The sequence below is a fragment of the Rhodococcus sp. AZ1 genome, assembly GCF_054979605.1.
This window is the reverse complement of record NZ_JBUEQF010000002.1, coordinates 271,452-297,859: the sequence shown is the minus strand read 5'-3', so window position 1 is coordinate 297,859 and position 26,408 is coordinate 271,452. Positions and strand designations below refer to the sequence as shown.

Sequence of the window (26,408 nt, the reverse complement as noted above, 5' to 3'; positions counted from 1 at the left end):
CGGGCGGGATCTGACAGGGTGGAGGCCATGAGCGTTCCGTTGGTGGACCTGCGATCGGACACCGTCACCGTTCCCGACGAGCAGATGCGCCGGGCCATGGCCGCGGCGGAGGTGGGCGACGACGTCCTCGACCACGACCCCACGATGGCCCGCCTCGAGAGAGAGGTTGCGGCGGTTCTGGGTATGGACGCGGCGCTGTGGGTGCCCAGCGGGAGCATGGGAAACCTGATCGCACTGATGCTCCACCTGCGACGAGGTGACCGTTTCCTCGCACCCGAACACGCACACGTGCTGGGCTCCGAGCTGGGCACCGCAGCCTGGCTGGCGCTGGGGATGCCGCACGCCCTGCCGCACGACGGGCTCGGCCCCGGACGACCGTCGCCGGCCACGGTTCTTGCCGAATCCGGTTCGGACGGACCGTATTTCACGCTGCGCACCACACTGCTGTGTCTCGAGAACTCGCACAACTTCTCCGGCGGCGCGGCGATGGGCGTCGACGAGTGGACGGCGCTGGTCGACGCAGCGCGCGCCGGTGGGCTGCGGGTGCACCTCGACGGCGCGCGCCTGTGGAACACCGCCGCGGCCCTGGGCGTCGCGCCCGCCGATCTGACCCGCGGCGCCGACACCGTGCAGGTGTGTCTGAGCAAGGGCCTGGGGGCGCCCGTCGGCTCGGTGCTGGCGTCGGACTCCGCTCGCATCACCGAGGCGCGGCGGATCCGCAAGATGCTCGGCGGCGGCGTGCGCCAGGGCGGGGTGCTGGCGGCCGCCGGCCTGCTCGCCCTCTCGCGTCGCGACGAGCTGGTTCGCGACCACCTGCACGCCCGCCGTCTGGCGGAGGGTCTGCGCGAGGCCGGACTGACCGTGCCCGAACCCGACACCAACATCGTTCTCGTCGACACCCCCGACCCCGGGGCCCTGCTCGCCCGGTTCGCTGCGGCCGGCGTGGGTGCACTCACCGTGGCCGGACGCGTGCGCCTGGTCACCCACCGCGACCTCGGCGCGGACGACATCGAACGCGCGATCGCCGCGGTGCACTAGCCCCCTGCCCGCGCACCCCTCAGCACTTCGCGCACGCTCCAACATGCGCGGATACACGGGAGTTGCGCGGGGGTCAAAGGGAGCGGAGGCGGTGCAGAGCCTCGGTGATGTCGGCGGTGGCGCCCGCGAAGGACATGCGGACCGTCCGGTGGCCGCGCGAGGTGTCGAAGTCGACGCCGGGGGCCAGGGCCACTCCCGTGCGGGCGAGGACGTCGGCGCACCAGGCCAGCGAGTCGTCGGTGCGGTGGCCGATGTCCCCGTAGACGTAGAAGGCGCCGTCGGCGGGAGCCGGATCGACGATGCCGATGTCGTCGAGGGCGTCGAGTACGAGGGCACGGTTGACCGCGTAACGCTGCACGTGCCCGTCCAACTCCCGGCGTGAGGTCTCGGAGAAGGCGGCCAGGGCAGCGAACTGCGAGGTGGTCGGCGGGCACACCGTCAGATTGGACGCCAGCCGATCGACGGGTCGAACAAGGTTGCTCGGCAGCACCATCCAGCCCAGACGCCAGCCCGTCATGGAGAAGTACTTCGACGCCGAGCCGATCACTACGGCGTTCGCCGAACTCTCCCGCGCACTCGACGGTCGCACCGAACCGTAGGAGATCCCGTGGTAGATCTCGTCGGAGATCAGCAGGGTTCCGTGCTGGTCGCACCAGCGGGCGATGGCGGCGAGCTCGTTCGCGTCGATGACCGTGCCGGTGGGGTTGGCGGGACTGGCGATGACCAGCCCGGCCGGCGGGGCGGGCAGATCGTCGAGCATCGCGACGGTCGGCTGATAGCGCACCTCGGGGCCGCAATCGAGCTCGACGACGCGACACCCCAACGCCGACAGGGTGTTCCGATACGCCGGGTAACCCGGACGGGCCATCACGACGGTGTCACCGACATCGAAGGCGCCAAGGAAGAGCAGGGTGAACGCCCCGGACGATCCGGTGGTGATCACGACGTCGTCGGGCTCGGTGGGCACCGCCGTCGACCCCGTCGGGCCGCCGTCGGTGTAGTACCGCGCGATCTCCTCCCGCAGCGCCCGCAGCCCGAGTGTCTCCGAGTACCCCAGCACCCGCCCGTCGAGCGCCGCGCGCATCGCCTCGAGCACGGGATTCGGTGCGGGAGTGGACGGTTGCCCGGCGGCGAGGGAGATCACGTCGCCGTGCGTGGCCTGGCGCCGGGCCGCCGCGGCCACGACGTCCATCACATGGAACGGCTCGATTCTCGACCGCTCGCTCTCGCCCGGCACGTCAGGAGGGGATCGCGATGCGGCCTTCCACCGCCGCCAACCCGATGTCCGTTCGGAAATGACTGCCCGGCAGACGAACTGCGGCGATCGACTCGTACGCGGCGGCGCGAGCGGCCGCGAGATCCGCACCGACGCCGACGACGCTGAGAACCCGCCCGCCGGCCGAGACCAGCGTGCCCGACTGATCGAGCGCGGTACCGGCGTGCAGCACCTCGGGTGCGTCGGCACCGGTGATGGCATCGCCCGTGCGCGGACGAGAGGGGTAGTTCTCGGCCGCGACCACCACCGTGACGGCGGCACCGGCCTTCCACCGCAGCGGCGGCAGCTGCCCCAGCGTCCCGGTGGCGACGGCGGTGAGCACCTCACCGAGCGGCGAGTCGAGCAGCGCGAGCACCGCCTGGGTCTCGGGATCGCCGAAGCGACAGTTGAACTCGATGACGGCGGGGCCGTCGGCATCGACGGCGAGGCCCGCGTACAGCAGGCCCGAGAACGGACAGCCGCGCGCGGCCATCTCGGCGGCGACAGGACGCGCGACCTCGTCGACGATGCGCGCGACCATGCCGTCGGGCAACCAGGGAAGCGGCGTGTATGCCCCCATACCGCCGGTGTTGGGCCCGGTGTCGCCGTCGCCGACGCGCTTGTGGTCCTGCGCCGGCAGCAACGGCACCACATCGGTGCCGTCGACGAGACAGAAGAGCGAAACCTCCGGACCGCCGAGGTAGCTCTCGAGCAGCACCGGGTGTCCGGACTCGAGAAGATCCGCCGCGTGGGCTCTCGCGGCCACGCGGTCGGTGGTGACCACGACGCCCTTGCCGGCGGCGAGCCCGTCGTCCTTGACCACCCAGGTGGGCCCGAACCGGTCGAGGGCTGCGTCGAGTCGAGCCGGGGTGTCGACCACCTCGCTGTGCGCGGTGCGTACACCCGCGGCGCGCATGACGTCCTTGGCGAACGCCTTGGACCCCTCGATTCGTGCCGCGGCGGCGGACGGGCCGAAGCACGCGATCCCGGCGGCGCGGACCGCGTCGGCCACCCCGAGCACCAGCGGCACCTCGGGGCCGATCACCACGAGGTCGACCTCGAGCCGCCGGGCGAGATCGGCGACAGCTGTGCCGGATGCGACGTCGACCGGCACAGTTCGAGCGATCCGCGCGATGCCGGCGTTGCCCGGCGCGCAGATCACCTCCTCGACGGAGGGGTCGGCCGACAGAGCCAGCAGCAGGGCGTGTTCACGGGCTCCGGAGCCGACGACGAGTGCGCGCACGCCAGCAGCCTACGTCGGCGCTCTCGCTGGACAGGACCGCGTTCAGATTCTATGGTTTTCCGTAATTACGGATTTATGGAATGAGGGAGATCTCATGCGCCGACTCACGACGGTCCTGACGGGCGCGCTACTGGCGGGATCCGATCTCGCCGGACGACCTGCAGTCGCGGAACCGACACTCGACCTGACCACCACGGCGGGCTGGACGAGCACCCTCTCCGCGTGGGGCGAGCGCACGTCGCTGGTGATCGAGGACGGCTGTGGCACACGAGTACAGAAGAACCCCGACACCGATCGGCCGCTGGCCTCGGCGTACAAGATCGTGCCGCTGCTCGCCTACGCCCGCGCAGTGGCCGACGGCACGCTCGACCCGAACGAGCAGGTTCCCCTCGCGCAGTGGGAGCGCTGGTACCTGCCCGGTACCGACGGCGGAGCGCACCCGGCCGCGCTCGCCCGACTGGGGATCGACGCATCCGACGCGTCGGCCACCGTGCGACTCGACGACATGGTCGGCGCGATGATCCAGGAGAGCGACAACGCGGTGCCCGACTACCTGCGCGCGCGCCTGGGCGATCGCGCGGAGATCGCCGCCGCCGCAGCCGGTGGATGGACGGGGTACCGGCCGTCGAGCGTGGTGGGATCGGTGCTCGCCCTGATCGTTCCCGGCGAATCGGCGTCGGATCCGCTCGACCTCGCCCGGCGCTACGCCGAGGACGATTCGTTCCGGACCACGGCACTGCGAACCGGCTCGCTCCCGTCGCTCGACGAGCAGATCGCGTGGTTCGGCCGATCCGGCCCGCGCGGATCGGCGTCGGACCTGGCCTCGGTCTACTCCACGCTGGTCTCGGGCGGCTACGGTGCAGCCGGGGACATCGCCCGTCGGCAACTCGAATACCAGAGCCCACCACCAGGATTGACCACCATGGGCTTCAAGGGCGGCCTGCTGCCGGGCATCCTCACCCAGGCGTTCGAGGTCACGCGGCCCGACGGCTCGCGCGCGGTCGCCGTCTGGCTGATCGAGGGTATCGACGCCGCGACGTTCACCCGGATCCCGCAGACGTTCGTGGTGCAGCAGCAGTTGATCCTCGAGGCACTCACCGATCCGGCCACGCTCGACACCCTCGCCCGTGCGGCCCGATAACGTGCAGTGATGGACCCCACCGCCGTGGCCGATCGACTCGCCGAACTCGAAGCGCGCGTCGCCGCGCTCGAGGGCGCCGAACGACCGACCGAGACCTCCGGCAGTTCGGGGACGGTGGAGTACCGCGGCGAGGTGCACCTGCACGGCACCGTCTCCTGGGAGATCGGGTACACCGCGGACGCGATCACCGCACTGCCTCAGCAGAACTCGGTGGACGTCCTGGCCGCCCTGGGCCATCCGATCCGGCAGGCCCTGGTCAGACGACTGCTGCACGGGCCGATGAACGTCGCCGACCTGCAGACGGCGGTGGGGTTGTCGTCGGCGGGGCAGCTCTACCACCACCTCAAGACGCTCACCGCGGCGCGCGTGGTCGACCAGCAGGGACGCGGCGACTACCGCATCGCCGCCACCCGCGTGGTGCCCATCCTGACGATGCTGCTCGCGAGCTCCGACATCGCCGGGGACCTTCGCCGCTGACCGACGAGCGCAGACGAGTGTGCAGTAATCCGTGCTGTACACGGATTACTGCACACTCACCTCCGGGTGCTGGTCGTCAGGTGGTGAGGTCGTAGAGGGTCACGTTGTCGACGGTGCGGGCGGTGAAGTTGGCCTCCACCCATGCCGCGATCTGCGACGACGTGCCCCCGCGACCGCCGCCCATCATGGCGCCGCCACCGACGAAGTAGTGGATCCTGCCCTCGGCCACGTACTGCTGGAACTGCGCGAGAGTCGGGGACGGGTCGGTGCCGTTGAATCCGCCGACCGGCATCACCGGATCACCGGTGGCCAGCTGGAACCCGGATGCACTGTTCGATCCGACCGCCGCGGCGACCCACGTGTAGCGATCCGCGTCCTGCTCGAGCAGGGCGGTCACCGCTGCGCTGGGTGTGCTGCCCATCAGGAGGTTGCCCGCACCACCGCGGCCGTCACCCCCGGCTGCACCGGGGAAGCCGCCCTGGCCACCGGGGAAGCCGCCGGGGAAGCCGCCCTGGCCACCCGGGAAACCACCGGGGACTCCACCCGGCGCACCGGGGAAGCCGCCCTGGCCACCGGGGAAGCCGCCCTGGCCACCGGGGAAGCCGCCGGGCCCGCCGTCCCGCATCCGACCGCCGCCGGGGAATCCGCGACCGGGCCCGAACTCCGCATTGGGGCCGGCGGAGACGATGGAGCCCTGATGCGCGGTGGCGATGGTGTCGACGGCGTAGGCAGTGGGCCCGGCCAGTCCCGCGAACATCGCGGCGAGAACGGTCGCCGCGGCCAACCTGCCGCGCGTGGCGGCCGGGATGAGAACACCAACCGCGGCAACGACACCGGCGACGACGATCGCGAACTTCAGCCACGGGACGAAGTCCGACGTCCGCGCGAGGAGCACGTATGCCGTCACCGCCGCGGCGACGACGCCGCACGCGAGCGCCACCCTGGTCCAGTACTGCTCGCGGTGATTCCACAGCGCCACCGCACCGATACCGACGAGCGAGGCGACGGCCGGGGCCAGAGCCACGGTGTAGTACGAGTGGAAGATCCCCGCCATGAAGCTGAAGGTCAGTCCGGTCACCAGCAGCCAGGCCCCCCAGACCACGATGGTGGCGCGCCGGATGTCGGTGCGAGGTGCCCTGCCCCGCAACACCAGTGCGGCGACGAGGAAGATCAGCGCGGTGGGGATGAGCCAGGCGATCTGGCCGCCCTGCGCGGCCTCGAACATGCGCGTGATGCCGGGCGTGCCCCACATGCTGCCGCCCGGGCGGGCACCGGCAGCGCCTGCGGCGTCACCGAACCGACCCGCTCCGCCGCCGGTGACGGACCCGGTCTCCTCACCGTTGAGCCGGCCGAACCCGTTGTAGCCCAGCGTGAGTTCGAGGATCGAGTTGTTCTGCGAGCCGCCGATCCAGGGGCGCGAGGACGCAGGCCACAGTTCGACGATCGCGATCCACCACCCGGCCGCGACCACCATGGCGGCCAGGGAGGCGAACAACTGCACGATGCGCCGCCCGAGCTTCGGTGGCCCCGCGAGAAGGTAGGTCAGCGCCAGCGGCGGGACGACGAGCATCACCTGCAGCTGCTTGGTGAGGAAGCCGAACCCCACCAGCGCCCCGACCACCACCAACCAGCGGGTGCGGCCGGATTCGACGGCCCGCAGCATCGCCCACACCGAGGCGATCATCAGCAGCACCAGCAGAGCGTCGGGGTTGTTGAAGCGGAACATCAGTGCCGCAACGGGAGTCAGCGCGAGCACCAGTCCGGAGAGCAGACCTGCCGCCGGGCCGTGGTGACGACGACCGATGCGCCACAGAAGCGCCACCGACGCCACGCCGAGCAGCACCTGCGGCACGAGAATCGACCACGAGCTCAGTCCGAAGATCCGCACCGAGATCTCCATCAGCCACAGCGACATCGGCGGCTTGTCGACGGTGATCGAGTTCCCGGCGTCGGAGGACCCGAAGAACATCGCCTTCCACGACACCGAACCGGCCTGCACGGCAGCGGAGTAGAACGAGTTGGCGTAGCCGTTGGCGGAGAGATTGATCAGGTACGCCACCGCCGTGCCCACGAGAAGCAGTGCAGCGAGCGGCTTCTCGCGGCTGCGGCGTGTCGGTGGCGGCGCCGGCGGGGTGTCGGCGACGGGGGCCGGAAAGGTCAGTGTCATCGGGTTGCTCCGGTCTGGACGGGCTGGGCGGGTCGGGCGTGACGGAACACCCACCGCAGGGCGAGGAATCGGGTGACGGTGGCAACGAGGTTGGCCACCACGAGCACGACCAGCTCGATGTGTTTGGACGCATCCGGGTACTGCGAGTGCAGTGCGGCGAGCGATCCGCTGGTGACCAGCCATCCGAAGGCGAACACCAGCAGTCCCTGTGCCTGATGCCCCAGTGCACCACCGGATCCGCTGACCCCGAACGTGAATCGGCGGTTGACGGCGGTGTTGAGTACCGCCGTGATCAGCAGCGCCAGGAAGTTCGCGGTCTGCGCACCGACGGCCGGATGCAGCAGCAGGTACAGCAGGGCGTAGGCCACGGTGCTCGCGATCCCCACCAGCGCGAACCGCACCAGCTGCCCGACCATGCCCACCGGCACACCGGTCACCAGCGGCTCACGGCCCAGGCTCGCGCGCAGGTCGGCCACCGGCAGCGCGCCGGTCGCCAGGGCCCGCCCGACGCGCCAGCAGCCGCGCAGGTCACGCACGGCGGTGTCGATGATGTTGACACTCGAGTGCGGATCGTCCACCCAGTCGACGGGCACCTCGTGGATACGTAGTCCCGCCTTCTCGGCGAGCACCAGCAGCTCGGTGTCGAAGAACCAGCCGGTGTCCTGCACCAGCGGCAACAGGCGGCGGGCGACGTCGGTCCGCACGGCCTTGAAGCCGCACTGGGCGTCGGAGAAGCGTGTGCGCAGCGACGTCCGCACGATCAGGTTGTAGCTGCGCGAGATGAACTCGCGCTTGGCCCCGCGCACCACGCGTGCCTGCTTGCTCAGCCGCGAGCCGATCGCCACATCGGAGTGGCCGGAGATCAGCGGGGCCACCAGCGGCATCAGGCCGTTGAGGTCGGTGGACAGGTCCACATCCATGTAGGCCACCACATCCGCGGTCGACGCCGACCAGACGGCCTTGAGGGCTCGTCCGCGCCCCTTCTCGTCGAGCCGGTGGACGCCGACGCCCTCGAGCTCGGTCGCCAGCCGCTGCGCCACCGCGGGGGTGGAATCGGTGCTGGCGTTGTCGGCGATGGTGATCGTTGCGGTGTACGGGACCGACTCGGCCAGGAACGCGTGCAGTCGACGCACACATCGCTCGAGGTCGCGTTCCTCGTTGTACACGGGGACGACCACCTCGAGTGTGGCCGCAGCGGTGCGGGGGGCGGCCCGGCCTGCCAGGGAGTTCGAGCTCAGGGGAACTGCTGTCATGAGTACGACTCTCGCGTGTGCACCTGATCCGAACCCGGGACCGACCTGGCAGTTACCCGGGAGCGCCGGCTCGGCCCGCGAACCGGGTTACCCTCGCCTCATGGCGTCGGTCTTCTCAGCGATCATCAACGGCGATCTCCCCGGGCGTTTCGTGTGGAAGGACGACGAGTTCGTCGCGTTCCTCACCATCGCTCCGCTCACTCAGGGCCACGTGCTGGTGGTGCCGCGGGCGGAGGTCGATCACTGGCAGGACCTCGATCCCGACCTCCTCGCGCGGGCCACCGCGCTCGCCCAGCGGATCGGGAGGGCGGTGCGCCTGGCCTTCGACGCTCCGCGTGCCGGTCTGCTCATCGCCGGCCTCGAAGTCCCGCACCTGCACCTGCACGTGTTCCCGGCGTACGACATGAGCAACTTCGACATCTCCAGCGCCGACACCTCGCCGTCGTCGGAGTCCCTGGACGAGGCCCAGGAGAAGATCCTGGCAGCCCTGAGAACTCTCGAGGGCTGAGGTCACTCGAGGACCCAGATCACTGGTTGGCCGAGTGCGTTGGGCTCGCGAGGGGCAGTTCCACCCGGAACGTCGCCCCCGAGCCCGGCTCGCTGCGCACCGTGACCTCGCCGTTGTGGGCGGCGACCAGGGCCGCGACGATCGACAACCCCAGCCCGCTACCCCCGCTGCCGCGAGTGCGCGAGGTGTCGGCGCGGTAGAACCGCTCGAACACCCGCTCGGCGTCCTCGGGGGGCAGCCCCGGGCCCGTGTCGGTGACCTCGAGAATCGCCTTCTCGCCCGCGGTGCCCACCGAGACGGTGATCGACGCGTCGTCCGGGGTGTGGCGCAGGGCGTTGCCGACGAGGTTCGCGAGCACCTGCCGCAGACGCGCGTCGTCACCGACCACCTCGGGAACATCCGAGTTCGGCAGCACCTCGATCGCGATGTTCCTGTGCGGTGCCACTGCTTTCGCGTCGTGCACGGCGTCGGAGGCGATGCGCAGCAGATCCACCTGGCTGCGCTCGAGCGGGCGCTGGGCATCCAGGCGGGCGAGCATGAGCAGGTCCTCGACCAGCAGGCCCATCCGCGACGCCTCCCCCTCGATGCGGGTCATCAGCAGCGCCGTGTCGGTCATCGCTCCCTGACGGTAGAGCTCGGCGAAGCCGCGAATGGTGGTCAGCGGGGTGCGCAGTTCGTGACTGGCGTCGGCCACGAATCGACGCATGCGATCCTCCGAGGCGCGGGCGGCGTTCTCCGACGCCTCGGTGGCGGCGAAGGCGTGCTGGATCTGCGCGAGCATCCCGTTGAGGGCGGCCGAGAGTCGTCCGACCTCGGTTCGGCCGTTCCACTCGGGCACCCGTCGATGCAGATCGCCCGCCGCGATGGCCGCCGCCGTGGCCTCGACCTGCCGCAGCGGGCGCAGACTGCGCCGAACCACGAAGTAGGCGATCACCGCGAGCGCCGCCAGCACCAGCGCCCCGATGCTGGCCTGCAACACCACGAGCCGGTCGACTATCTCCTTGGTCTGGGTCAGTTGTATTGCGACGGTGGTGGATCCGGCGTCATTGGTCACCTGGACGGCGCGCCACCGAATGTCGGACCCACCTTCGGATCCGACCGTGACCGGCTCGGCGCCGACACCGTCGCCGATGTCGGGCTCCACTGCACCGGCATCGTTGACGGGTGTGCGCACCACCCCGTCGCTACCGACCGTGCGCACGAAGAAATCCGACGGCGGACGCTGCGGGGTGGGGCCGCCGACCGGGCGGCGGTCGCCGTCGAAGTCCCCGCGCGGGGCGGCCCAGGTGCGCGAGGCCTGTACGAGTTGCTCGTCCACCCGGCCCATGAGCGAGGCCTGCAGTGCGGAGGTCACCGCGAAACCGGACGCCAGCAGACCCAGGGTGGCCAACGCCAGCAGCGCGGCCACCAGGGTCACGCGCAGTGGGACGCTCACGGGCGGGGTTCTCTCATGACCGGGGTTCTCTCATGACGTAGCCGACGCCGCGGAGGGTGTGGATCAGGCGCGTGTCACCGGTGTCGACCTTGCGACGCAGGTAGGACACGTACGACTCCACCACGCCCACCTCACCGCCGAAGTCGTAGTGCCACACGTGATCGAGGATGCGCGGCTTGCTCAGCACGGTGCCGGCGTTGACCATGAAGTACCGCAGCAGGGTGAACTCCGTGGGTGAGAGCGAGACCGGTTCACCGGCCTTCCACACTTCGTGGGTGTCGTCGTCGAGTTCGATGTCGGCGAACGTGATTCGCGACGGCGGGGTGTCGGCGCCGCGGCCGGAGCGGCGCAGGATCACCCGCAACCGTGCCACCACCTCCTCGAGACTGAACGGCTTGGTGACGTAGTCGTCGGCTCCCATCGTCAGCCCGGAAACCTTGTCCTCCACGGAGTCCCGTGCCGTGAGGAAGAGCGCCGGGGCGTCGATCCCGTCGGCGCGCAGGCGGCGCAGGAGCCCGAATCCATCCATTCCCGGCATCATCACGTCGAGGATCAGCGCCTGCGGCTTGAAGGTGCGCGCACGATCGAGCGCGGACGGGCCGTCGGCGGCGGTGGCGACATCGAAGCCCTGGAAACGCAAACTCACCGACAGCAGCTCGACGATGGTGGGCTCGTCGTCGACCACCAGCACACGCGCCTCGGAAGCGGAGTCGGCGCCCGCCTGTGCACCCGACATCGGTGACCCTGACATCCCGGTCCTCTCGCCTGTCACGTCGATTGTCCGACTCGACCCGCTCTCGCCGATGGTTCGGGCACTCGTCTCGATCATGTCCCCGAGTGTCACCGCCGATCCCGGGCGCGTGCTGCACCGTCGCTGTGAGGTCGCTGTGAATGCACCGCCAGCGTCCCGTGCCGCACGGGCCCCGCGCAAGTCCGGGGCGCATGATGATCGGGTGAGTACCGACAGCGCGAAGGGGACCGGTGTCGGCACCGGCAGACGATCGTCGCCGGTGACGTCGACGCACCTCTTCGCTGCCCTGCTCGTCGCAGCGCTGCTCTTCCATCGGTCGCTGACCTCCTTCGTCGAGTCGTCGGCCACCCTCTCCACCGCGGCCACGGTGTTCGCCGGGGTGTTCGTGCAGGCCGTGCCGTTCCTCGTGTTCGGGGTGCTGCTCAGCGGGGCCATCGCGACGTTCCTCTCCCCCGCTCTCATCGCCCGGGTGCTCCCCCGCAACCCGACGGCGTCGGTGGCCGTGGCCGGGCTCGCCGGGGCGGCGCTGCCGGGCTGCGAGTGCGGCTCGGTGCCGGTGTCGCGGCGGCTGATCGATCGGGGTGCGCCCAGCGCGTCGGCCCTGGCGTTCATGCTGTCCGCTCCCGCGATCAATCCCGTCGTGCTGGTCGCCACCGCGGTCGCCTTCCCCGGCGAGCCGGGAATGGTGGTGGGGCGGTTCGTCGCGTCGCTGCTGGTGGCGTGGATCGTGGGCTGGTGGTGGGCCCGATTCGGCGGGCCGCGGTGGATCACCCGCACCCTCGGCCACGGTCACGGCCACCACCACGGCGGTTCCTCCCGGTGGACGACGTTCACCGAGGCCGCCCGCCACGACCTGCTGCAGGCCGGATCGTTCCTGGTGATGGGCGCGGCGTTCGCGGCCGCACTGCACGTGCTGGTGCCCCCGGCCGTGTACGACCACCTGGCCGGCAACATGCTCCTGGCAATCCTGGTGATGGCCGTGCTCGCGGTGGCGCTGGCCCTGTGCTCGGAGGCCGACGCGTTCGTGGCGAGTTCACTGTCGATGCTGCCGCTGCTGCCGCGACTGGTGTTCCTGGTGGTCGGCCCGGCGGTCGACGTGAAGTTGGTGGCCATGCAGGCAGGCAGCTTCGGGCGCTCCTTCGCGGTGCGGTTCGCGCCGGTGACGTTCGTGGTGGCGGTGATCGTCGGCAGCGCCGTCGGATACGTCGCACTCGGTGGTGCGCGATGAACCGCGAGACGCAGAACGTGCTGTTGTTGCTGGTGGGCGGGGCCATCGTGAAGATCACCGTGGACGGCACGTACGTGCGCTACGTCAAGCCCTCGCTGGCACCGCTGCTGCTGATCGCCGGAATCGTGGTGGTGGTCCTGGCGCTGTCGGCGATCGTTCGGGATGTTCGGCGCGGCGCGGCCGAATCGGAGCGGGGCTCGCGCCCACACTGGGCGTTGGTGGTACCGGTGGCGGTGATCCTGTTCGTGGCGCCGCCCGCGCTCGGGGCCACCAGCGTCGGGGTGTCGTCGCAGGATCGGGTGACCCGCGCGCAGGCACCGGTCAAGATCGCGTTCCCGCCACTGCCGACCGGCGCGACCCCGGAGGTCACCCTCGTCGACCTCGCCCAGCGCGCAGCGCGCGATTCCACCGGCAGCCTCGACGGGCGGGAGGTGAGCGTCAGCGGATTCGTCGTCGCCACGAGCAACGGCGGCGCACCGCGCCTGCCCGGCGACACCGGCACGCTCGACCTCGCGCGCATCGTGATCACGTGCTGTGTGGCCGACGCGCGGACGATCCGCATGCATCTGCAGGGCCGTGCGACCGATCTGCCCTCCGACCTGCCCGACGGCACATGGGTGCAGGTCACCGGCACCACGATCACCGATTCGGCGAACCGGGACACCGCGTACACCCCCACGTTCGTTGTCTCGCGGATCACCCGGATCGCTGCTCCGGCCAACCCCTACCAGTACTAGGTCGCCCGGCCTCGCCGACCGATCCGGGCGAGCGTCGATTAGTCCGTGTGGCAACGGTTCCACGGTCTACAGTGTGGGCATGAACTGGGTGTCTGTGGTCACACTTCCGGTGCGGACAACCCTCGCGGTGGCGTCCACGGCCATGGAGATCGCGGAGGTCGCCGTCTCGACCACCCGCATGGTCATCTCGGCCGGCGCATCCGGTTCGCTGGGCGCAGCCTCGCTCGCCGACCCCCGTGCGCCGCTGAACCTGCTCGCTCAACTCTCCGAGCTCACCTCCGAGGACCGGGCCCTCGGGCATGCGTTCAAGGCCGGCGGCCCGCTCGATCGGCTCCTCGAGCCCGGCGGTCCGGTGGACCGGCTGACCGAGCCGGGCGGCACGCTCGATCGGTTGCTCATCGCCGGCGGTCCCCTCGACCGTGTGCTGGCCCCCGGCGGCATCCTCGACCGCCTGCTGCACGAGGACGGTCCGCTCGATCGGCTGCTCGCCGAAGGTGGGTTGTTGGATCGACTGACCGCGGCGGACGGACCCATCGAACGCCTCACCGCCGACGACGGACCCGTCGAGCAACTCACCCGCGCCGGTGGCCTGGTCGAGCGCCTCACCGCCGACGACGGGCCGATCGATCAGCTCACCCGCAAGGGCGGTCTGCTCGAGATCCTCATCGAGGAGGGCGGTGCCATCGAGAGACTGGTCGCCCGCGGCGGACCGCTCGATCAGCTGGCTCTGCTGGCAGATCTGCTGACCTCGATCAAGCCCAGCGTGGACATGCTGCAGGACACCGTCGAGACACTGTCGGCGTCGGTGGTCCCGCTCGGCGAGCTGGTCGGCCGACTGCCCACGCGGTGGGTGCGCGGGCGGCCGGTCCAGCCGTATCTGCGGCGCTAGCGGTACCGCCGTCAGAGGAACGTCGCGACGTCGCCGATCTGCGCGCGGTCGGTGCGGAACGCGTTGATGGGCGCCTGCTCGTCGGCGTATCCGAAGGAGATCGCGCACACCACCTGACGGTCGTCGGCAATGTCGAAGAACTCGTGCACGGCCGGGGACACCATGGCCACCGCAGCCTGGGCGATGGTGGCGATCCCCAGCTCTGTGGCCGCGTACATGAACGTGCTCACGTACGCCCCGCAGTCCACCGCCCCGTAGGTACCCAGCGCCTTCTCGGTGGTGACGATCGCGGTGTGCGGGGCGCCGAAGAATCGGTAGTTCTCGAGCATCTGCGCCGCGCGTGCACCCTTGTCGGCGCGGTCGATGCCGACGCTCTCGTACAGAGCGAACCCCGATGCGCGACGCCGGTCGCCGTACACACCCCGGTACTCCTCGGGGCCGGGGATGTCGGAGGACATCCGCCCGGCGGTGACGGCGTCGAGCAGTGCGGCGGACAGTCGCGCGGTCGTCTGCCCCTCGGTGACGTACACGCTCCAGGGCTGGGAGTTGCACCAGGACGGGGTGCGTTGGGCGCGGGCGAGCACGGTCTCGATGTCACGCCGCGGAACCTGTACATCCTGGTAGGCACGGCAGCTGAAGCGGGCGTCCAGTATTGCGCTGAGGGTCATTCCGCAACGGTAAACGCCGATCGGACGGCCTCCGACAGCACCTCCCCGCTGTCGACGGCGAGACCCGCGGCGAGGCCCGGAACGGTGGCGCACGCATCGCGCCACCCGCGGTCGGCGATGGCGACGACGTACGGCAGGGTCGCGTTGGTCAGCGCGCGGGTGGAGGTACCGGGTACCGCCCCCGGCATGTTGGCGACGCAGTAGAAGACCGAGTCGTGCACACGATAGGTCGGGTCGGCGTGGGTGGTCGGACGCGAATCCTCGAAGCACCCTCCCTGGTCGATGGCGATGTCGACCAGCACCGAACCGGGCTTCATGCGGGCGACGAGGTCGTTGCTCACCAGTTTCGGCGCCTTGGCGCCGGGCACCAGCACCGCGCCGATCACCAGGTCGGCATCGAGCACCTCCTCCTCGACGGCCAGAGCGGTGGAGGTGACGGTGTGCACCGTGCCCCCGTACTGCGCGTCGAGCGCACGGAGGCGGTCGACGTCGAGATCGAGCACGGTGACGTCGGCGTGCAGCCCGCGCGCCATGGCGACGGCGTTGGCGCCGGCGACGCCGCCGCCGAGCACCACGACCTTCGCCGGACGTACACCGGGAACGCCGCCCAACAGCACGCCTGCTCCGCCGCTCTGCCTCATCAGGTGGTAGGCACCGGCCTGCACCGACAGTCGGCCCGCGACCTCGCTCATCGGGGCCAGCAGCGGAAGTCCGCCGCCGCGGCCCTGCACGGTCTCGTAGGCGATGGCGGTGACGCCGGCTCCGACGAGGGCGTCGGTGCAGGCCCGCGAGGCGGCCAGGTGCAGGTAGGTGAAGATGATCTGCCCGGCGCGCAGGCGGTGGTACTCCTCGGCGATGGGTTCCTTGACCTTGACGATCATGTCCGCGGCGGCCCACACCTCGTCGGCCGTGGAGAGGATCTGGCCACCCACGCTCTTGTAGGCGGCGTCCTCGATACCCGAGCCCAGTCCGGCCTCGGCCTCGATGACCACCTCGTGGCCTCGGCGGACCAGTTCGTTGACACCGGCCGGGGTGACGGCGACGCGGTACTCGTGGTTCTTGACCTCGCGAGGGACTCCGATTCTCATGCGTCGAGAGTGAACAATCAGGCAAGAACATTCAATGCCTCCAAACAATATTCTCTACATTGAGCCGATGGCATTCGAAACTTCATCCATGGGCCGTCCCGCGAGCGCGGAGCCGAACAATGTTCGCCCCCCGCTGGACCGCATCGACATGCTGATCCTCGATCAACTTCGCCGCGACGCCCGCACACCCAACAAGACGCTCGCCGAGCACGCCGGCATCGCCCCGTCCACGTGCCTGGGCCGCGTCCGATCGCTCGTCGAGCGCGGTGTGATCCGCGGATTCCACGCCGACATCGATCCCGCGGCGCTCGGCCAGGGACTGCAGGCCATGATCGCGGTGCGTCTACACGCGAATGCACGCCGTGAACTGGGACGATTCGCCGCCGCCTTCACCGGCCTCGCCGAGGTTCTCAACGTCTACTTCATCGCCGGCGCCGACGATTACCTCATCCACGTGGCCACCCGCGACTCCGGGCATCTGCGCGACTTCGTGGTCGAGCACCTCAGCGAGCATCCCGCCGTCGCGGCCACCGAGACGATCCTGATCTTCGAGCACATTCCCGCCCGCGACGGGTGAGCGCGCGAGCACACTCGACGGCTGGATGAGCGGGCGAGCACACCCCCATCCGGGTGCGGGAGCGTACCGAATACCCCATGTACACGAGCGGCCCAATGGACGCTGAGCACGTCGGGTCGGCTACGGGAGGGCACACGCGATGGACGAGCGGTCACCACACGACCGAGTGGGAGACCCGTCGGACAGGGGAGTTCCGCAGGGCGCCCCGCCCGACCGTGAGCTGCTCGATCTGGCCTATATCAGCGCTATCGATGCCATGACCGCCGACGAGTTGGAGGCCACCGAACGGCGCCTCGTGCGGTCGGACGTGATGACCCGCCGCAGCTTCCACACCGTCGTGCGTGGCGTACACGAAGCGATGGCCGTCGCATCGGATGCGACGAGCACCGACGCACCCCCGGAGTTGAGGTCGCGAATCCTGGAGGCGATCGAGCGCACCCGCCAGGATCCTCCCCCGGTCCTACCGGCCGTGATCGACCTCCGCGAGCGGCGCGCGCGCCGGTGGCGTCGAGTGGCCGTCGCCGCGGCGGCGGTGATCACCATCGGCACCGGTGTGGCCGTGGTGTCCACGTCGAACCCTCGGATTCCCGATCCCGAGATCGCCCAGGTCGCCGGGCCCGACGCCCAGACGGTGATCGCCGACGTCACCGGCGGCGGAACGGCCACCGTGTCGTTCTCGCGGAGTCAGGATCGCGCTGCGGTGACCTTCTCCGACATCGCCGCGCCACCTCCCGGACGGGTCTACGAGATGTGGCTGGTCGACGGGGTGTCCCGGTCGGTCGGTGTGATCGACCGCGGCGGCAACGTGGTGCGCACGGTCAGCGGCATGGGCACGGCCACCACATTCGCGGTGACCATCGAGCCCGTCGGTGGATCGCCACTGCCGACCACCGCGCCCGTCGCGCAGGCCACCCTCAATTTCTGATCGTCCCCGGATCGTTACATAGAACAGGTGTTCGATATTCGGGTACGCTTCCGAGGTGATCCGACCCCGGCAGCTGCGCTTCGTGCGTGAGGGTGTGTGGGCGGAAACCGCCCCCACACACTGCTCCGCCGGGCACGCTCTGGGCCCTAATCGCGTTCTGGTCGGTGCCCGCGCCTGCTCGTGCGGCGGCCATCACCGCACCCACCGGTGCCGCGAGTGCGGCGACGTGGTGTACACCCCCGAGCTCGGCCCGGATTGCAGCGACGCCAGCTTCGACGGCCGGTCTGCAAGACTGACGCGATGACCGCGAACCCCCTCGCCGACCGCGCCTGGGTGGAGAACGCGCTGCGCATGGTCGAGGCCGATGCCAATCGCAGCGCCGACACGCACCTGCACCCGTTCCGCCTGCCCGCCGCGTGGGGAGTCGATCTCTACCTCAAGGACGAGTCGGTGCACCCGACCGGCTCGCTCAAGCACCGCCTGGCCCGTTCGCTGTTCCTGTTCGGGCTCGCCAACGGCGACATTGGGCCGACAACCACGCTGGTCGAGGCGTCGAGCGGATCGACGGCGGTGTCGGAGGCGTACTTCGCTCGGCTGATCGGTGTGCCGTTCGTGGCGGTCATGCCCGCAACGACGAGCCCGGCGAAGATCGCCCTCATCGAGCGCTACGGCGGCTCGTGTCGGCTCACCGAGTGCTCGAACACGATGTACGCCGAGGCCGAGCGCCTCGGTGAGCAGGACGACTGGTTCTACCTCGACCAGTTCACCAACGCGTCGGTGGTCACCGACTGGCGCGGCAACAACAACATCGCCGAGTCGATCTTCGCTCAGATGTCACTCGAGCGACACCCGGTCCCGTCGTGGATCGTGGTCGGCGCGGGCACCGGCGGCACCAGCGCGACCATCGGCCGCTACTGCCGCTACCGGCGAATCCCGTCGCGGGTGTGCGTGGTCGATCCCGAGGGGTCGACCTTCCTCGAGGCGTGGCGGACCGGACGCCGCGACCTCGTGGGTACCTCCTCGCGTATCGAGGGCATCGGACGACCGCGCGTGGAGCCGTCGTTCGTGCCCGCGGTGATCGACCACATGACGCGGGTTCCCGACGAGGAGTCCATTGCGGCCATGCGCATGCTCGACGAGGTGACCGGCCTGCGCGCGGGCGCGTCGACGGGCACCAATCTGATCGGGACCTTCGAGGTGATCGCCGCGATGGTCGCCGCCGGTGAGCGGGGCAGCGTGGTGACCCTGATGTGCGACGGCGGCGAGCGGTACGAGCACACCTACTACAGCGACGAATGGGTCGCCGCGCAGGGAATGGACCTACCGGCCGCGCGGGCGCGCGTCGACGAGTTCCTGCGCACCGGGCGGTACTGACACCCTCCCCGCGTCACCTCTCACCCAGCTCGCTCACTGCGGGCCCAGGACCTGCGCCGACCACTCCACCAGGGGTGTCAGGGCTCGCCACTGCTCGGCGATGCGCTGCGCCGCCGCGGGGGTTTCGAGCCACGGGGGGCTGCCGAAGGTGCGGCTCGCCGTCAACGACTTGTGGCGAAGCAGGTCGATGCGCGGGTGCTCTCTGTCGACGCCACGCGGCGCCGTCTTCAATCGGTCTCCCCCGCGCGTGAACCCGGCCTTCTCGACGCCCGCGAGGATGGCCTCGAGTTCGGCGCCGCGCACGTCGTCTGCCACCGCGTCACGGTAGCGCGCGATCCCGGCGCCGTCACTGGCGTAGAACCCGCCGGCCACCATCAGCCCCGCCGCGTCGATGGCGAGGTAATACCCTGTGGCGGAACCGAGTTCGACGAAGGCGCCCTGCTGCGTCTTGTACGGCGTCTTGTCCTTGGAGAACCGCACGTCGCGGTAGGGGCGGAAGATCTTGGCCGCACCGAATTCCGGCTCCAGCGCCGCCATCAGCGCGGTCAACGGGGCCTTCACCTGGTCGAGGTAGACGTGCTTGTGTTCGTCCCAGAAAGCCTTGCTGTTGTCGGCCTCGAGGTCCTCGTAGAAGTCCAGCGCTGCGAAGGGGATGCCGGTGAACTCGGTCATGGTTGCCAGCCTATGCCGGTGATTCGATACCCTCACCCGTGGCCGAATCACTCATCGCACGCGCCTACGGCATGCTCGAGAAGGTCCCGCTGGGCCGATCCGTCCTCTCGTGGGGCATCTCCCTGCGAGCGCCGTACTTCCTGACCATCCGACCGACCCTGGTCAGCCTGGCTCCCGGCCACGGCGTGGCCACCATGGCCGACCGGTGGCGGGTGCACAACCACATCGGCACCGTGCACGCCATCGCGTGCTGCAACCTCGCCGAGTTCATCGGCGCGTCCACCGTGGACGTGTCCATCCCGCCGACGCACCGCTGGATCCCCAAGGGCATGACGGTGAGCTACCTGGCCAAGGCCAGGGGCGAACTGCGCGGGGTGGCGACGGTGGCCGCGCTCGACGACCTGGGCACCGACGAATCCCGCGACGTGGTGGTCGGTGTGGACATCCTCGATCGCGACGGGGTCGTTGTGGTGCGGGCCGACATCACCATGTGGGTCTCGCCGGATCAGTGAGCGGCCCGGGCAGCGCCGAGCCCACCTGAACGGTCAGCGCCGCGTGAGGCTGCGGGCGATCACCAGACGCTGAATCTGATTGGTGCCTTCGAAGATCTGGGTGATCTTCGCTTCGCGCATGTACCGCTCGACGGGATAATCGCGGGTGTAGCCGTACCCGCCGAACACCTGGACGGCGTCGGTGGTCACCTTCATGGCGGCGTCGGTGGCGGTCAACTTCGCCACCGACGCCTGCCGCGAGTACGGCAGGCCGCCGTCACGCCGCCGAGCGGCGTCGAGGTACGTCGCGCGCGCCGAATCCACCGCAGCCGCCATGTCCGCCAGCACGAATCCGAGGCCCTGGTGGTCGATGATCCGGCGGCCGAAGGTCGAGCGCTCGTGCGCGTAGTCCACCGCGGCGTCGAGGGCGGCCTGCGCAATGCCGGTGGCCACGGCAGCGATGCCCAGTCGGCCGGAATCGAGTGCGCTGAAAGCGATTTCGAGGCCCTGACCCTCCGCGCCGATGCGGCGGGCCGACTCGATGAGCGCGTTGTCGTAGTGGGCGGAGGTGGTGGGGATCGCCGCCAGGCCCATCTTCTCCTCGGGGCGACCGAAGCTCAGTCCGTCGAGATCACCGGGAACGAGGAAGCACGAGACACCCTTCGGGCCCTCCCCCGTGCGGGCGAAGAGCGTGTAGAAGTCGGCGATGCCGCCGTGGGTGATCCAGGCCTTCTCGCCGTCGAGCACGTACCCGTCGGCGGTGGCGCGGGCACGGCAGGTCAGCGCCGCGGCATCCGATCCGGCCTGCGGCTCGGACAGGCTGTAGGCGCCGATGCGCGCGCCGCCCAGCATCTCGGGCAACCACCGCTGCTTCTGACCGTCGGTGCCGAACGTCATGAGCGGGAACGCCGAGAGTCCGTGCACCGAGGCCGCGACACCCACGGCCGCCCAGCGCATCGATATTTCCTCGATGACCTGCAGGTACACCTCGTAGGGCTGGCCGCCGCCGCCCCACTGCTCCGGGTACGGCAGGCTCAGCAGGCCCGCCTCGCCGAGGGTTGCGAACACCCCGTCCGGGTATTTCTCGGCGCGCTCGTACTCGTCGACGATGGGGGCGAGCACCTTGTCCGCAATCGAGCGCGTGAGCTCGATCAGCTCGTGCGCCTCGTCGGTGGGTAACAGCCGGTCGACGCTCATGTGGCTCCTCGCTGGTCCAGCGGGCCGGGCGCGGCCCATACTGTGTCGCAACCCACCCTACGACGGGAGATCAACCGTGCAGAAGATCGTCACGTGTCTGTGGTACGACGCGAACGCCGAGGAGGCCGCGCGCTTCTACATCGACGTCTTCGGCGACGGGGCGATCACGTCCGTCTCCCCGGTGGTGGTGGAGTTCGAGCTGTTCGGTCAGCGCTTCCAGGCCATCAACGGCGGCCCGATCTTCACCTTCTCCGAGGCAACCTCGCTGTCGGTCGGGTGCGAGGACCAGCAGGAGGTGGACCGCTACTGGAACGCGCTCACCGCCGACGGCGGCAGCGAGAGCCGGTGCGGATGGTGCAAGGACCGCTTCGGGCTGTCCTGGCAGATCATCCCGAAGCAACTCGGTGAATTGATGAGCAGCTCACGCCCCGGCGCATCGCAGCGGGTGACCGAGGCGATGCTGGCCATGGGCAAGCTCGACGTCGCGGCCCTTCAACGCGCCCACGACGCCGAGTGAGCGCCGTCAGGTTCGGTACCGGATCAGCCGGGAGCTGTTGAGCACCACCGCGACGGACGACGCGTTGTGCAGGATCGCCGCCAGCACCGGCGAGAGCGCACCCCCGGCGCCCACGGCGAGGCCGATCGCGTTGACCGCGATCGACATGCCGTAGTTCTGCCGGATGACACCCACCGCGTGGGCACCGAGATCGCGCACGTCCAGCAGTCTGGTCAACTCGTCGCTGGAGAGGGCCACGTCCGCGGTCTCGACGGCGACATCCGTGCCGGCGAGCCCCATCGCGACGCCGATGTCCGCCGCCGCCAGCGCCGGTGCGTCGTTGGTGCCGTCGCCGACCATCGCCACCACGTGCCCCTCGGCCTGCAGGGCGCGAACCGCCTCGAGCTTGTCGTCGGGCATCACCTCGGCGCGCCACTCGTCGATCCCGAGTTCCGCGGCCACCGCGGCGGCGGTGTCGGGGTGATCGCCGGTGAGCATCACGATCCGCGAAACGCCGTCTGCCCGTAGCGATTCCAGTACCCCGCGCGCCTCGGGCCGTACCTCGTCGCGCAGGCTGATCAGCCCCACCAGGGTGCCGTCGACAGCCAGCAGCAACGGGGTCTCGGCGGCGCGCTGCAGACGGGCGACCCACTCGGCCGCTCGCTCGGAGACGGCAACGTTCTCACCCTGCAGCAGCGACGGGCTCCCGAGCAGGAGCGTGCGCCCGTCGGCGATGGTGCGCATCCCGAGCCCGACGAGCACCTCGCACTCCTCGTGCGGCGGGATGACGATGCGGCGTTCCTCGGTGCTCCGAATCACCGCTGCTGCCAACGGGTGTCGGGAATGAATTTCGGAGCTGGCGGCGTAGGCGAGTACCTGTTCGGGCTCCCACCCGTCGTCGAAGGCCACCACGTTGGTCACCACCGGACGCCCGACGGTGAGCGTGCCCGTCTTGTCGAACACGACGGCGTCGACCCGACCCGCCAACTCGAGGTGCGAGCCGCCCTTGAGCAGGATCCCGCGGCGCGCACCGTTGCCGATCGCCGCACTGATGGCCGTCGGGGTGGACAGACCCACCGCGCACGGGCAGGCCACCAACAGCATGGTCATCGCGCGCCGAACGTCGCGGGTGATCACCAGGGTGAGCGCGGAGAGCAGGAACGACGCCGGCACGAACCGGCGCGAGAAGTTCTCCCCGACGGTCTGGATGGGCGCGCGGTCCTGCTGCGCCTGCTCCACCCGGGAGATGATGCGACCGATCGTGGTGTCCGTGCCCACCGCGCTCGCCCGCACCACGAGCCGACCGCGGATCACCACCGACCCGGCGTGCACCCGATCGCCGACGCCGATGGACACCGGCAGCGTCTCGCCGGTGATCGCGGACTGATCCACCACGGCCTCGCCGTCCACCACCACGCCGTCGACGGGCAACCCCGTGTGATCGTGCACCACCACCTCGTCACCGACCTCGAGGTTGTCCACGTCCACCGAGACCTCGGTGCCGTCGGCCATGCGCACGAACGCGGTGTCGGTGGTTCCGCTGAGCAGGTCGGCGATGGCACGCCGGGTGCGTCGCAGGGTCAGTGCCTGCAGGTATTCACCGATGTTGAGCAGCCACAGCACCGTCAGGGCCACGACGTTCTCGCGCAGCACCAGGCTCGCCACCGTGGCCGCGGACACCAGGGCATCCGTTCCGGCGCCACCCCCGCGGGTCAGCGAGCGCAGCGCCCCGCGCAGGAAGGGGTAGCCGGTGAAGATGGTGGCCCCGGTGGCGACGAGTCGGCTGGTGGGTCCGAGCAGCGGCGGCCGGGCGAAGCCGTAGCGGCGGATGCCCAGCAGCGCGAGGGCGAGACCGCCGACTGCCATGCGCAGCACGTCGCCGTTGTCGACGTCGGCCGAGCGGGGGGCGCGCGTGGGCACCAGGGTGCGCGAGACCTCGCGGGCGGAGTCGATCGCAGCGAACAACTCGTCGCGGTCGAGCCGCGTCGAGGAGTACCAGACCACGATCGAACCGGTGCGCGGGTACGCGTGCGCTGCACGCACCCCGCGCAAGGCCAGCACGGCGTCCTCGACGGCCACGGCCCGCGCGAGTGCGCCGCGCAGCCACGGCGCCCGCAGGCGCAGACGGCCACCGGCATCGGAGACCAGATCGAGATCGCTCGTGCGAACCACCGAGTGGTCGAGTGGTCGCTGGTCGAGGGCGGTCATCGGCTCAGTGATCGTGGCCGTGTCCGTGGTCGGACACCGTCGGCGGGGAGACCTCCTCGCCGTTGCGCGCCTTCGCTTCGGAGACCACGTCGGAGACCGAGAGGCGAGCGGACTCGGCGCCCTCTTCCAGTTTGCGGAAACCCTTCAGCGACACCGAGGTGAGCCACACAGCGCCCTCACGCCACGGCGTACGCTCCGCGAGCACCTTGACCCCGTTGTAGGCCGCCACCCCCACGGCGCCGGTGACGACGGTGGACACGGCGCGGTCGAGAAAACTCGGTGTGCTCATTGGGAACCATCCTTCGCTCGAGAGGGCCCCAGTATGACCTGTGTCAGCGGGACGCCACCGGCCGGGGGTGTCGGGAGAGCGGCGGCGCCGTGGCCACAACGACGGTGGCCGAACGGAATTCACTGGTGCGCACGTGTGCATCGATCAGTCCGCCGGCGCGAAGGGCCTCGGCGGTGGCGGCCGCCAGATCGGCGGAGGATTCGATCAGCACGCGACCACCGGGGGCCAGCCACTCGGACACCGCGTCGGCAATCCGCCGGTGCACGGCCAAACCGTCGGCACCGCCGTCGAGCGCGGCGAGCGGTTCGTAGTCGCGTGCCTCGCCGGGCATCGAGCCGATGCGGGGCGTGGGAACGTAGGGCGCGTTGGCCACGACGATGGCGAAGGTTCCCCGCAACCGATCGGGCAGGGCGTCGAACAGGTCACCCTGATGCACATGTCCACCGGGAAGATTGCGCTGCGCGCACGCCACGGCTGCGGGGTCGATGTCGGCGGCGTGGACGACAACCCCATCGACTCGATCGGCCAGCACCGCACCCACGGCGCCCACGCCGCAGCACAGGTCGAGCACGGTGCTCCTGGGCGCAGTCAGCTCCACGGCAACCTCGGCGAGGAACTCCGTCCTGATCCGCGGCACGAAGACGCCGGGCGCGACATCGAGCCGCAGGCCACCGAACTCCACCCACCCCAGCAGAACCTCGAGCGGGATCCCGCTGATCCGGTCACGGACGAGGGCCTCACGCTCGGCATCGGACTCGGCGCTGGCGAGGATCAACTCGGCCTCGTCCTCGGCGTACACGCAGCCCGCACCGCGGAGTTCGTCGACCACCTGAAGGTATGCACTGGCAACCATTCCGGGAGAGTACGCACAATCGGTCCGCGCCAAACATGGTCGGGAAAAAAAGACCGCCGCCCCGATTCACAGAATCGGGGCGGCGGCACGCTGCTTCATCAGGAACGCTTGCGCAGCAGAACGTACGCGGCTGCGCCCACCAGAGCCGCGACGGTCCCGAGAAAGAGCGGGCTGGTGACGAACTTCGCCGTCTCCTCCGAATCGATGTTGCGGACCGCGCCACTCGCGCGATCGGCAATATCGGTGACCGTCCCAGCGGTGCTGTCGACTGCGCTCTTGGCGGCGGTGGACGCGCGCCCGACCGCATCGTGGGCCTCACCGGCGGCCTGCTTGACCGCGCTCTTGGCATCGGATGCCGCGTCGGTCACGACCTTCTTGGTGTCCTCGACCGTGCCGGTGATCGCGTCCTTGGCGCCGTCGACGGCGCCGGCGACGGCCTCCTGCGCCTTCTCGACCTTCTCGGTCACCTTCTCCTGCGCCTGCCCGACTTTGTCGGTCACCTTCTCCTGTGCCTCCTCGACCTTCTCGGTCACCTGCTCGGCGGCCGCGGAAGCCTTGTCGGTCACCTTCTCCTGCGCCTTCTCGACCTTGTCGGTCAGCTTCTCCTGCGCCTTCTCGACCTTGTCGGTCACCTTCCCGGCGGCGTCCTCCACCTTCTCGGCGGCCTTGTTCACGGCCTTCTCCGTCTCGGCGGCGGCGTCCTCGATCTTGCTGCTGCGATCGGTCATCGATTCGTCCTTTCCTCGGTGAATCTCGATATGGGTGAGTCGTCGGCGCCCGCTCCGAGCACACGCCGGGTAGTCGGTGACGCCTACCACGTTCGTTCACAGATGTGATGTGGAGCACAGATCGAACGCCGGACGTGCGTATCGCGCAGGGGCGCTCGACCTAACTGTCGAACGATCAAGACCGGTGAGAGTTCCTGCCGGGCTCCACCGACACAACCCGACCCCACGAAGGAAGGCGAACATCGTGACCGCTCCGACCACGACCTCGAACAGCACCACCACCAAGGCCGCCACCAACGGCTCGAAGGCAGTTGCCACCACCGGCACCTCGGCCCTGGCGAGCACCAACGGCAAGACCACCATCGCCGACACCGTCGTCGCCAAGATTGCCGGCATCGCGGCACGCGAGATCAACGGCGTACACGACCTCGGTGGCAGCACCACCCGCGCGATCGGCGCGATCCGCGAGATCATCCCCGGCGCCGGGGTCAACGTCTCGCAGGGCGTGTCGGTGGAGGTCGGCGAGAGCCAGGCCGCCGTCGATGTCGCAATCGTCGCCGAGTACGGCGTTGCCATCCACGACCTCGCCGCAGGCATCCGCAAGAACATCATCAACGCGATCGAGCGCATGACCGGCCTCGAGGTGACCGAGGTGAACGTGACCGTCCACGACGTCTACCTCAACGACGGCTCTTCCACCGACGAGAGCTGAGCTTCTCG

At 69.9% G+C, this 26,408-nt stretch carries 27 protein-coding genes; 13 read left to right on the top strand and 14 right to left on the bottom strand.

Annotated features, from left to right (window positions below; all coding sequences use genetic code 11):
• Positions 1-27: 27 nt before the first annotated feature.
• Positions 28-1,038 (top strand): threonine aldolase family protein, encoded by a 1,011-nt coding sequence (locus ACY48E_RS03780; RefSeq protein ID WP_462870761.1) that lies wholly within the window; start codon positions 28-30, stop codon positions 1,036-1,038.
• 73 nt (positions 1,039-1,111) lie between these two features.
• Here ACY48E_RS03780 and ACY48E_RS03775 read toward each other — a convergent pair whose 3' ends face one another.
• The gene (locus tag ACY48E_RS03775) at positions 1,112-2,275 is read right to left on the bottom strand and encodes an aminotransferase class I/II-fold pyridoxal phosphate-dependent enzyme (protein WP_462870760.1); all 1,164 of its coding nucleotides are present in this window, start codon (positions 2,273-2,275) and stop codon (positions 1,112-1,114) included.
• 1 nt (position 2,276) lies between these two features.
• Positions 2,277-3,536: a phosphoribosylamine--glycine ligase gene (purD, locus tag ACY48E_RS03770; RefSeq protein ID WP_462870759.1), complete on the bottom strand. Its 1,260-nt coding sequence runs from the start codon at positions 3,534-3,536 to the stop codon at positions 2,277-2,279.
• Between the two features lie 94 nt (positions 3,537-3,630).
• On the opposite strand from purD, the gene ACY48E_RS03765 reads away from it, so the two are divergent.
• A complete protein-coding gene (locus ACY48E_RS03765; protein ID WP_462870758.1) occupies positions 3,631-4,677 on the top strand; it encodes a serine hydrolase in 1,047 nt (348 codons plus the stop codon).
• Positions 4,678-4,686: 9 nt separating this feature from the next.
• The gene (locus ACY48E_RS03760; RefSeq protein ID WP_462870757.1) at positions 4,687-5,154 is read left to right on the top strand and encodes an ArsR/SmtB family transcription factor; all 468 of its coding nucleotides are present in this window, start codon (positions 4,687-4,689) and stop codon (positions 5,152-5,154) included.
• A 76-nt stretch (positions 5,155-5,230) separates the two neighbouring features.
• On the opposite strand, the gene ACY48E_RS03755 is transcribed toward ACY48E_RS03760, so the two are convergent.
• Both ACY48E_RS03755 and ACY48E_RS03750 read right to left on the bottom strand, forming a co-directional pair.
• Positions 5,231-7,321, bottom strand: coding sequence for a glycosyltransferase family 39 protein (locus ACY48E_RS03755; protein ID WP_462870756.1), 2,091 nt, complete (start codon positions 7,319-7,321; stop codon positions 5,231-5,233).
• Positions 7,318-8,574, bottom strand: a complete 1,257-nt coding sequence (locus tag ACY48E_RS03750) for a bifunctional glycosyltransferase family 2/GtrA family protein (RefSeq protein ID WP_462870755.1) — start codon at positions 8,572-8,574, stop codon at positions 7,318-7,320. The genes ACY48E_RS03755 and ACY48E_RS03750 overlap by 4 nt, the downstream gene beginning before the upstream one ends.
• A gap of 100 nt (positions 8,575-8,674) precedes the next feature.
• On the opposite strand from ACY48E_RS03750, the gene ACY48E_RS03745 reads away from it, so the two are divergent.
• Positions 8,675-9,082 carry an HIT family protein gene (locus ACY48E_RS03745; RefSeq protein ID WP_462870754.1) on the top strand — a complete coding sequence of 136 codons (408 nt, stop codon included), beginning with the start codon at positions 8,675-8,677 and terminating at the stop codon, positions 9,080-9,082.
• A 19-nt stretch (positions 9,083-9,101) separates the two neighbouring features.
• Here ACY48E_RS03745 and ACY48E_RS03740 read toward each other — a convergent pair whose 3' ends face one another.
• Entirely contained in the window at positions 9,102-10,517 is a 1,416-nt protein-coding gene (locus ACY48E_RS03740) for a sensor histidine kinase (RefSeq protein ID WP_462870753.1), read from the bottom strand.
• Between the two features lie 13 nt (positions 10,518-10,530).
• Entirely contained in the window at positions 10,531-11,253 is a 723-nt protein-coding gene (locus tag ACY48E_RS03735) for a response regulator transcription factor (RefSeq protein ID WP_462870895.1), read from the bottom strand.
• 274 nt (positions 11,254-11,527) lie between these two features.
• On the opposite strand from ACY48E_RS03735, the gene ACY48E_RS03730 reads away from it, so the two are divergent.
• From ACY48E_RS03730 to ACY48E_RS03720, 3 genes are all read left to right on the top strand, one after another.
• The gene (locus ACY48E_RS03730; RefSeq protein ID WP_462870894.1) at positions 11,528-12,496 is read left to right on the top strand and encodes a permease; all 969 of its coding nucleotides are present in this window, start codon (positions 11,528-11,530) and stop codon (positions 12,494-12,496) included.
• A complete protein-coding gene (locus tag ACY48E_RS03725; RefSeq protein ID WP_462870752.1) occupies positions 12,493-13,233 on the top strand; it encodes a TIGR03943 family putative permease subunit in 741 nt (246 codons plus the stop codon). The genes ACY48E_RS03730 and ACY48E_RS03725 overlap by 4 nt, the downstream gene beginning before the upstream one ends.
• A 79-nt stretch (positions 13,234-13,312) precedes the next feature.
• On the top strand, positions 13,313-14,122 hold the full coding sequence (locus tag ACY48E_RS03720; protein ID WP_462870751.1) for an ABC transporter: 810 nt from the start codon (positions 13,313-13,315) through the stop codon (positions 14,120-14,122).
• An 11-nt stretch (positions 14,123-14,133) separates the two neighbouring features.
• Here ACY48E_RS03720 and ACY48E_RS03715 read toward each other — a convergent pair whose 3' ends face one another.
• Positions 14,134-14,790, bottom strand: coding sequence for a nitroreductase (locus ACY48E_RS03715; protein ID WP_462870750.1), 657 nt, complete (start codon positions 14,788-14,790; stop codon positions 14,134-14,136).
• Entirely contained in the window at positions 14,787-15,878 is a 1,092-nt protein-coding gene (ald, locus tag ACY48E_RS03710) for an alanine dehydrogenase (RefSeq protein ID WP_462870749.1), read from the bottom strand. The genes ACY48E_RS03715 and ald overlap by 4 nt, the downstream gene beginning before the upstream one ends.
• A 67-nt stretch (positions 15,879-15,945) precedes the next feature.
• On the opposite strand from ald, the gene ACY48E_RS03705 reads away from it, so the two are divergent.
• The 3 genes from ACY48E_RS03705 to ACY48E_RS03695 all read left to right on the top strand — a co-directional run bounded on the left by ACY48E_RS03705 (position 15,946) and on the right by ACY48E_RS03695 (position 18,754).
• On the top strand, positions 15,946-16,455 hold the full coding sequence (locus ACY48E_RS03705; RefSeq protein ID WP_462870748.1) for an Lrp/AsnC family transcriptional regulator: 510 nt from the start codon (positions 15,946-15,948) through the stop codon (positions 16,453-16,455).
• 139 nt (positions 16,456-16,594) lie between these two features.
• Positions 16,595-17,380 (top strand): anti-sigma factor, encoded by a 786-nt coding sequence (locus tag ACY48E_RS03700; protein ID WP_462870747.1) that lies wholly within the window; start codon positions 16,595-16,597, stop codon positions 17,378-17,380.
• A gap of 300 nt (positions 17,381-17,680) precedes the next feature.
• Entirely contained in the window at positions 17,681-18,754 is a 1,074-nt protein-coding gene (locus ACY48E_RS03695) for a PLP-dependent cysteine synthase family protein (RefSeq protein WP_462870746.1), read from the top strand.
• Positions 18,755-18,787: 33 nt separating this feature from the next.
• Here ACY48E_RS03695 and ACY48E_RS03690 read toward each other — a convergent pair whose 3' ends face one another.
• Positions 18,788-19,426 (bottom strand): DUF2461 domain-containing protein, encoded by a 639-nt coding sequence (locus ACY48E_RS03690; RefSeq protein WP_462870745.1) that lies wholly within the window; start codon positions 19,424-19,426, stop codon positions 18,788-18,790.
• A gap of 38 nt (positions 19,427-19,464) precedes the next feature.
• On the opposite strand from ACY48E_RS03690, the gene ACY48E_RS03685 reads away from it, so the two are divergent.
• On the top strand, positions 19,465-19,938 hold the full coding sequence (locus tag ACY48E_RS03685) for a hotdog fold domain-containing protein (RefSeq protein WP_462870744.1): 474 nt from the start codon (positions 19,465-19,467) through the stop codon (positions 19,936-19,938).
• 33 nt (positions 19,939-19,971) lie between these two features.
• Here the strand turns inward: ACY48E_RS03685 and ACY48E_RS03680 are convergent, their stop codons facing one another.
• Positions 19,972-21,114, bottom strand: coding sequence for an acyl-CoA dehydrogenase family protein (locus ACY48E_RS03680; protein ID WP_462870743.1), 1,143 nt, complete (start codon positions 21,112-21,114; stop codon positions 19,972-19,974).
• 76 nt (positions 21,115-21,190) lie between these two features.
• On the opposite strand from ACY48E_RS03680, the gene ACY48E_RS03675 reads away from it, so the two are divergent.
• Positions 21,191-21,631: a VOC family protein gene (locus ACY48E_RS03675; RefSeq protein WP_462870742.1), complete on the top strand. Its 441-nt coding sequence runs from the start codon at positions 21,191-21,193 to the stop codon at positions 21,629-21,631.
• A 6-nt stretch (positions 21,632-21,637) separates the two neighbouring features.
• Here the strand turns inward: ACY48E_RS03675 and ACY48E_RS03670 are convergent, their stop codons facing one another.
• The 4 genes from ACY48E_RS03670 to ACY48E_RS03655 form a co-directional block, all read right to left on the bottom strand.
• On the bottom strand, positions 21,638-23,818 hold the full coding sequence (locus tag ACY48E_RS03670) for a heavy metal translocating P-type ATPase (protein ID WP_462870741.1): 2,181 nt from the start codon (positions 23,816-23,818) through the stop codon (positions 21,638-21,640).
• 4 nt (positions 23,819-23,822) lie between these two features.
• A complete protein-coding gene (locus tag ACY48E_RS03665) occupies positions 23,823-24,107 on the bottom strand; it encodes a DUF1490 family protein (RefSeq protein WP_462870740.1) in 285 nt (94 codons plus the stop codon).
• A gap of 43 nt (positions 24,108-24,150) precedes the next feature.
• Positions 24,151-24,960 carry a putative protein N(5)-glutamine methyltransferase gene (locus ACY48E_RS03660; RefSeq protein WP_462870739.1) on the bottom strand — a complete coding sequence of 270 codons (810 nt, stop codon included), beginning with the start codon at positions 24,958-24,960 and terminating at the stop codon, positions 24,151-24,153.
• Positions 24,961-25,058: 98 nt separating this feature from the next.
• Positions 25,059-25,688: a hypothetical protein gene (locus tag ACY48E_RS03655; RefSeq protein WP_462870738.1), complete on the bottom strand. Its 630-nt coding sequence runs from the start codon at positions 25,686-25,688 to the stop codon at positions 25,059-25,061.
• 244 nt (positions 25,689-25,932) lie between these two features.
• Between ACY48E_RS03655 and ACY48E_RS03650 the strand changes: the two genes are divergently transcribed.
• A complete protein-coding gene (locus ACY48E_RS03650) occupies positions 25,933-26,400 on the top strand; it encodes an Asp23/Gls24 family envelope stress response protein (RefSeq protein ID WP_462870737.1) in 468 nt (155 codons plus the stop codon).
• Positions 26,401-26,408: the final 8 nt, after the last annotated feature.

Bases quoted from the DNA above. Each gene is read 5' to 3' on its own strand.
- ACY48E_RS03745 (WP_462870754.1), top strand. From the start codon at position 8,675: ATGGCGTCGGTCTTCTCAGCGATCATCAACGGCGATCTCCCCGGGCGT.
- ACY48E_RS03725 (WP_462870752.1), top strand. From the start codon at position 12,493: ATGAACCGCGAGACGCAGAACGTGCTGTTGTTGCTGGTGGGCGGGGCC.
- ACY48E_RS03765 (WP_462870758.1), top strand. From the start codon at position 3,631: ATGCGCCGACTCACGACGGTCCTGACGGGCGCGCTACTGGCGGGATCC.
- ACY48E_RS03665 (WP_462870740.1), bottom strand. From the start codon at position 24,107: ATGAGCACACCGAGTTTTCTCGACCGCGCCGTGTCCACCGTCGTCACC.
- ACY48E_RS03780 (WP_462870761.1), top strand. From the start codon at position 28: ATGAGCGTTCCGTTGGTGGACCTGCGATCGGACACCGTCACCGTTCCC.
- ACY48E_RS03700 (WP_462870747.1), top strand. From the start codon at position 16,595: ATGGACGAGCGGTCACCACACGACCGAGTGGGAGACCCGTCGGACAGG.
- ACY48E_RS03680 (WP_462870743.1), bottom strand. From the start codon at position 21,114: ATGAGCGTCGACCGGCTGTTACCCACCGACGAGGCGCACGAGCTGATC.
- ACY48E_RS03660 (WP_462870739.1), bottom strand. From the start codon at position 24,960: ATGGTTGCCAGTGCATACCTTCAGGTGGTCGACGAACTCCGCGGTGCG.
- ACY48E_RS03750 (WP_462870755.1), bottom strand. From the start codon at position 8,574: ATGACAGCAGTTCCCCTGAGCTCGAACTCCCTGGCAGGCCGGGCCGCC.
- ACY48E_RS03760 (WP_462870757.1), top strand. From the start codon at position 4,687: ATGGACCCCACCGCCGTGGCCGATCGACTCGCCGAACTCGAAGCGCGC.
- ACY48E_RS03715 (WP_462870750.1), bottom strand. From the start codon at position 14,790: ATGACCCTCAGCGCAATACTGGACGCCCGCTTCAGCTGCCGTGCCTAC.
- ald (WP_462870749.1), bottom strand. From the start codon at position 15,878: ATGAGAATCGGAGTCCCTCGCGAGGTCAAGAACCACGAGTACCGCGTC.
- ACY48E_RS03735 (WP_462870895.1), bottom strand. From the start codon at position 11,253: ATGTCGGGTGCACAGGCGGGCGCCGACTCCGCTTCCGAGGCGCGTGTG.
- ACY48E_RS03670 (WP_462870741.1), bottom strand. From the start codon at position 23,818: ATGACCGCCCTCGACCAGCGACCACTCGACCACTCGGTGGTTCGCACG.
- ACY48E_RS03695 (WP_462870746.1), top strand. From the start codon at position 17,681: ATGACCGCGAACCCCCTCGCCGACCGCGCCTGGGTGGAGAACGCGCTG.
- ACY48E_RS03755 (WP_462870756.1), bottom strand. From the start codon at position 7,321: ATGACACTGACCTTTCCGGCCCCCGTCGCCGACACCCCGCCGGCGCCG.
- ACY48E_RS03720 (WP_462870751.1), top strand. From the start codon at position 13,313: ATGAACTGGGTGTCTGTGGTCACACTTCCGGTGCGGACAACCCTCGCG.
- ACY48E_RS03655 (WP_462870738.1), bottom strand. From the start codon at position 25,688: ATGACCGATCGCAGCAGCAAGATCGAGGACGCCGCCGCCGAGACGGAG.
- ACY48E_RS03690 (WP_462870745.1), bottom strand. From the start codon at position 19,426: ATGACCGAGTTCACCGGCATCCCCTTCGCAGCGCTGGACTTCTACGAG.
- ACY48E_RS03705 (WP_462870748.1), top strand. From the start codon at position 15,946: ATGGCATTCGAAACTTCATCCATGGGCCGTCCCGCGAGCGCGGAGCCG.